This is a genomic window from Shewanella sp. 10N.286.45.A1 (genome assembly GCF_041470405.1).
Classification (GTDB): domain Bacteria; phylum Pseudomonadota; class Gammaproteobacteria; order Enterobacterales; family Shewanellaceae; genus Shewanella.
Window position 1 is genome coordinate 1 of the sequence record NZ_JBFRMK010000208.1, and the last position, 5198, is coordinate 5198.

Annotated in this window: 4 protein-coding genes; 3 read left to right on the top strand and 1 reads right to left on the bottom strand. The window is 42.5% G+C overall.

What is annotated here, in order from left to right; genetic code table 11:
• Positions 1-161: 161 nt before the first annotated feature.
• From glnD to AB4238_RS15400, 3 genes are all read left to right on the top strand, one after another.
• A complete protein-coding gene (gene glnD / locus AB4238_RS15390) occupies positions 162-2717 on the top strand; it encodes a bifunctional uridylyltransferase/uridylyl-removing protein GlnD (RefSeq protein ID WP_372034221.1) in 2556 nt (851 codons plus the stop codon).
• Positions 2718-2750: 33 nt separating this feature from the next.
• Complete coding sequence (dapD, locus tag AB4238_RS15395; protein ID WP_372034222.1) at positions 2751-3575, top strand: 2,3,4,5-tetrahydropyridine-2,6-dicarboxylate N-succinyltransferase; 825 nt, start codon at positions 2751-2753, stop codon at positions 3573-3575.
• A 208-nt stretch (positions 3576-3783) separates the two neighbouring features.
• A complete protein-coding gene (locus AB4238_RS15400; RefSeq protein ID WP_372034223.1) occupies positions 3784-4125 on the top strand; it encodes a DUF3718 domain-containing protein in 342 nt (113 codons plus the stop codon).
• Positions 4126-4178: 53 nt separating this feature from the next.
• Here AB4238_RS15400 and purU read toward each other — a convergent pair whose 3' ends face one another.
• A complete protein-coding gene (gene purU / locus AB4238_RS15405) occupies positions 4179-5012 on the bottom strand; it encodes a formyltetrahydrofolate deformylase (protein WP_372034224.1) in 834 nt (277 codons plus the stop codon).
• Positions 5013-5198 lie beyond the last annotated feature (186 nt).

The window sequence follows — 5198 nt, forward strand, 5'->3', positions numbered from 1 at the left end:
ATGCAATTGGTATAAGTTAAGCGCTTAGCTTACAAAATATCGCTTCCCGTCCATTGTTTGTTATCCCAATATTATTTATAGCGATAAAGCACTTCTAATTTGTTTTTTTTGCAGAGATAATCATTGCACTCTTCCAGTAAAGCGCATTAAAGAAAATATTGATGAACAGTGCCCAAACAGCAAAAAGTGTTCTTATCGACTTAAACAGCACATTGCTAGACTCTTTTAATAGCCAATCTGATATTCGCGCGATTGTCAGTGAACGTTGTCAACATGTTGATGCACTATTGCAAAAAGAGTGGGTCTCCCATGGTTTAGAACAGTTCGCAATCGCACTTGTGGCTGTAGGCGGTTATGGTCGAGGGGAATTGCATCCGCAGTCTGATGTTGATTTACTGTTTCTTACTGACGGAGCATTAACTCTGCAAGCTGAGCAAGCACTGGGGGGATTCATAACCTTTCTTTGGGACGCTGGGCTCGAAGTTGGTCACAGCGTTCGCTCTATTGATGAAACCATGGCGCAAGGACGCAGTGATATTACAGTCGCCACCAATTTACTTGAATCTCGCCTACTTTGCGGCCCGCAAGGACTCTATAGCACGCTGTATTACAATATTCGCCAAGATGACTTTTGGCCAAGTAGTGATTTTTATGTTGCTAAACGTGATGAGCAAATTGCTCGCCATGAAAGAGCTAACGCCTTCGATTTAGAACCCAACTTAAAAAGCTGCCCCGGCGGTCTTCGAGATATTCAAACCGTCGCTTGGGTAGCAATGCGACACTTCAATGCTAATAAGTTAGAAGATTTGGTGGTGTACGATTTTCTCGAACCACATGAACTCGAAGAACTACTAGAATGCCAAGATTTCTTATGGCAATTACGTTGTAGCTTGCACCTAATTTCTGGCCGGGACGAGAATCGACTACTGTTTGATCTACAACGGCAAGTAGCTGATTTAATGGGCTATGAAGATGAGACTCAACTGGCTGTCGAGCAGATGATGAAGCGCTATTACCGCACTGTGCGCCGAGTCATGGAGCTAAATCAAATGCTGTTGCAGCTCTTTAAGCGCGCAACACTAGGCCATATAAAAGCCCTAGAAGTCGCTGCAATTGATGCTCAATTTCAGCGCCGCGGTAAATTCATAGAAAGTCTTCAGCCTGCACTATTTGATAGCCCAGAAAACATTCTAAAACTGTTTCTTTGTGTTGCCAAAAACTCAAACATTCAAGCCGTGTATGCCGTTACACTGCGCAGCTTAAGACAAGCAAGAAGAGCCCAAACTCAGGCCTTAATGTACAATGAACAGTGCCGTAAAATTTTTATGGAGATCTTGCGTCATCCTCGCGGCATTGTTGCACTATCTCTAATGCATAAGCATGGCATTTTGTCGGCGTACCTACCCGCCTGGAGAAGTATTGAGGGTCAAATGCAGTTTGATCTTTTCCATGCCTATACTGTTGATGAACATACTCACAGATTATTACTCAATATCGAGCGCTTCTCTCAACCAGAGCAAAAAGAGGAGTTTCCGCTCGGCTCAGTACTGATCAATCAACTACCTAAGAAAGGCCTACTGGTTCTTGCGGCAATTTTTCATGATATTGGCAAAGGTAGAGGCGGCGACCACAGTAAGCTTGGCGCCGTTGACGCGCTTGAATTCTGTAAACTACATGGCTTAAATGACCATGATGGACGATTGGTTAGTTGGCTTGTTGAGCACCATCTTGTCATGTCGGTAACGGCTCAAAGGCGCGATATTTCAGATCCCGATGTGGTTGGTGATTTTGCAGAAAAAGTCCGTGATGCAGTGCATTTAAGCTACCTCTACTGCCTCACCGTTGCCGACATTTGCGCCACTAATGAAAAAACATGGAACAGCTGGAAAGGCTCATTACTCCGAGATCTCTATTTTGCTACACAACGCGTGCTAGCAAGAGGTAAAGAGAAGCCTGTTGATATTAGAGCCCGTGTTCGAGAGCATCAAGCTAAAGCTAAAAAAGAACTACTTAGGCGCGGTATTAAAGAGAAAGACTTAGATACCTTGTGGCAGCGCTTTAAAGCAGATTACTTTTTGCGTCATCAACCAAGTCAAATTTCTTGGCATGCCGAGGCGATAATAAAGCATAAGCATGATGAAACTTTAGTATTGATCTCAAAACATACCACCAGAGGAGGCACAGAGCTATTCATATACGGTAAAGACAAACCCAAGTTATTTGCTACCGTAATGGCGATTTTAGATAATAAAAATATCAATGTGCATGACGCAACAATCATGAACTCTAAAGACGACTATGCACTAGACTCTTTTGTTATTTTAGAACAAGATGGTAAACCAGTATCCCAGCTATCGCGGATCCAAGGGATCAAAAAAACGTTAATTAAAGCGCTGAGTAGTGATACGCCAAAGTTACCAAAATTTAGAAATCTTTCAAGAAAGATGAAACCTTTTAAAGTAGCCACTCAAGTCAGTTTCCCTCCTACCCGCCGTCATGGTACAAGTATGATGGAACTCATTGCATTAGACTCACCAGGTCTACTTGCGAGGATAGGCGAAGTGTTATTTCGATGTGAAACTCGATTATTGGCCGCGAAAATTACCACCATTGGTGAACGAGCAGAAGATTTTTTTCTGTTACAAACTGCCGATGGCGAACAGTTAAATGAAGCTCAACAGATTAAATTACGACAAGCACTCACGAGTGCACTTTAGATATATTGATAACCAAAATACCAGGAGAAGTTAATGGAGGCTTTACGCCAACGTATAGAGGCGGCTTTTGAAGCTCGCGCAGAGATCAGCCCAACATCAGTAGAGCCAAGTGTTCGTGCCGATGTCGAAAATGTCATTGCAATGCTAGATAAAGGCGAAGCAAGAGTCGCAGAGAAAATTGACGGCGAATGGCATGTTCACCAGTGGCTAAAAAAAGCTGTGCTACTCTCATTCCGAATCTTCGATAACGGTGTAATCGACGGCGGCGAAACCAAATACTTCGATAAAGTACCAATGAAGTTTGCAGATTACGATGATGCACGCTTTAGAGAAGAAGCGATTCGAGTTGTACCACCAGCAGCAGTGCGCAAAGGCTCATTTATCGGCAGAAATACTGTATTAATGCCATCTTATGTAAACCTTGGTGCTTTTGTTGATGAAGGCTCTATGGTGGATACTTGGGCTACAGTCGGTTCATGTGCTCAAATTGGTAAAAATGTACACTTATCAGGCGGTGTCGGCATTGGTGGTGTACTAGAGCCATTGCAAGCTGGCCCAACGATTATTGAAGACAACTGTTTCATCGGCGCGCGTTCAGAAATTGTTGAAGGCGTAGTTGTTGAAGAAGGCAGTGTTATTTCAATGGGCGTATATATCGGCCAAAGCACACGTATTTTTGACCGTGAGACAGGTGAAGTTCACTACGGCCGTGTTCCTGCTGGCTCAGTAGTGGTCTCAGGTAACCTACCATCAAAGTGTGGCACGTACAGCTTATATGCAGCGATTATCGTTAAGAAAGTCGATGCAAAAACCCGTGGCAAAGTAGGCATCAATGAGTTGTTACGTATTGTTGATTAATCGACTTTTTGCCTAATCTTAAAATCCCACTATTCAGTGGGATTTTTTTTATGCTAAAAATGGCTAAAATGACACATTTTGTTACCCTGAGTCATACAATGATCCCGACTCCACACCTTGATACAGTTAGCTACACAATCGTTACAATGAATAGCCTGTAATGCGCTTTACTCAATGATGAACCCCAATGGAAGAGTCGGAGCAGGATATGTTCAAAACACTCGCAGTAGCAGGAATCACCCTAACTATGGCATTTAGCGCCAATGCAGCAATGACACCGCAAATGGAGAGCACACTAGTATCAGTATGTAAAGCTGGTGCAAGTAACAGTAACTACCAGTTCAACAATACAATGAAAAGTTATCGTATTAACAAAAAACGAATATTCCCAAGGTTAGTTTGTAATGGTGAATCATTCTATAACTTTGCCCTTAACGCAGGTGCAGAAAAAACTGCGGCAAAAATAGCCCCTTACGCTAGAGGTACAGTAACGATTAAAGATATTGCACAAACTGAACAAGACAGTGATCTTTACGTGGTCAATTTCTAATATTACGGACTTAAATAAAAAAGAGGCTTTGGCCTCTTTTTTGATCGCGCTAATTAAAAAACAACGGTCTTGTTACCGTAAACAACAACATCCTCATTGATGACCAATTGCAAAGCTTTGCTTAGCACACTTTTCTCTACGTCTCTGCCGCACTTTGACAATGCCCCTACGCTATAGCTGTGATCAACAGGGATAACGTCTTGCTTTATAATCGGGCCTTCATCCAAAGAGTTAGTGACAAAGTGGGCCGTTGCACCAATAATTTTAACGCCGCGCTCCCATGCTTGACGATAAGGTGATGCCCCAATAAAAGCCGGTAAAAATGAGTGATGTATATTAATGATTCTATCTGGATAATGACTAACAAATTCAGGCGTTAAAATCCGCATAAACTTGGCCAATACAAGGTAATCAGGCTCATAACTTGCTATCACTTTAAGCATCGCTTGCTCATGCTCTGTGCGATTAATCCCCTGATGATCAATATAATGAAATGGCACGTCAAACTTTTCAGTAAGAGGTGCAAGCACATCATAGTTGCCTACAACTGCAACAATCTCGACATCAAGAGCGCCCGAATAGGATTTAATCAACAGGTCACCGATACAGTGAGCTTCCTTAGTCACCATCACCACAATACGCTTCTTTCCGACATCAACTAACTTAGTATGATTTTGCTGCGGTAATACCGCCCGTAATGCTTCGAGTAAACGTGGCGAGTCAAAGTGACCTTCAAGCTCCGTTCGCATAAAGAAACGGCCTTGGCAATTATCCACGAACTCACTATTTTTAATGATATTAAGACCATGCTCAAAACACGCTGCGGTGATTTTCATAATAAGCCCCGGCGCGTCGGCGCAGTCAATAATCAACACCTTTCGTTGCATAAACATTCTCGCTATCATTTGAAGTGCTAAAAATAATCACGCCAATAAAGACATGAACCAAATTCAACATTAAAAGGTTAGAAGAGCCGAGGCAACCTAGTTGAAGCATTTCCCCCTATCATCTGCCAGTAAACTAAAGATTCACCAACAAAATATGGGTTTAAGTGATAATTATACCAATTGCAT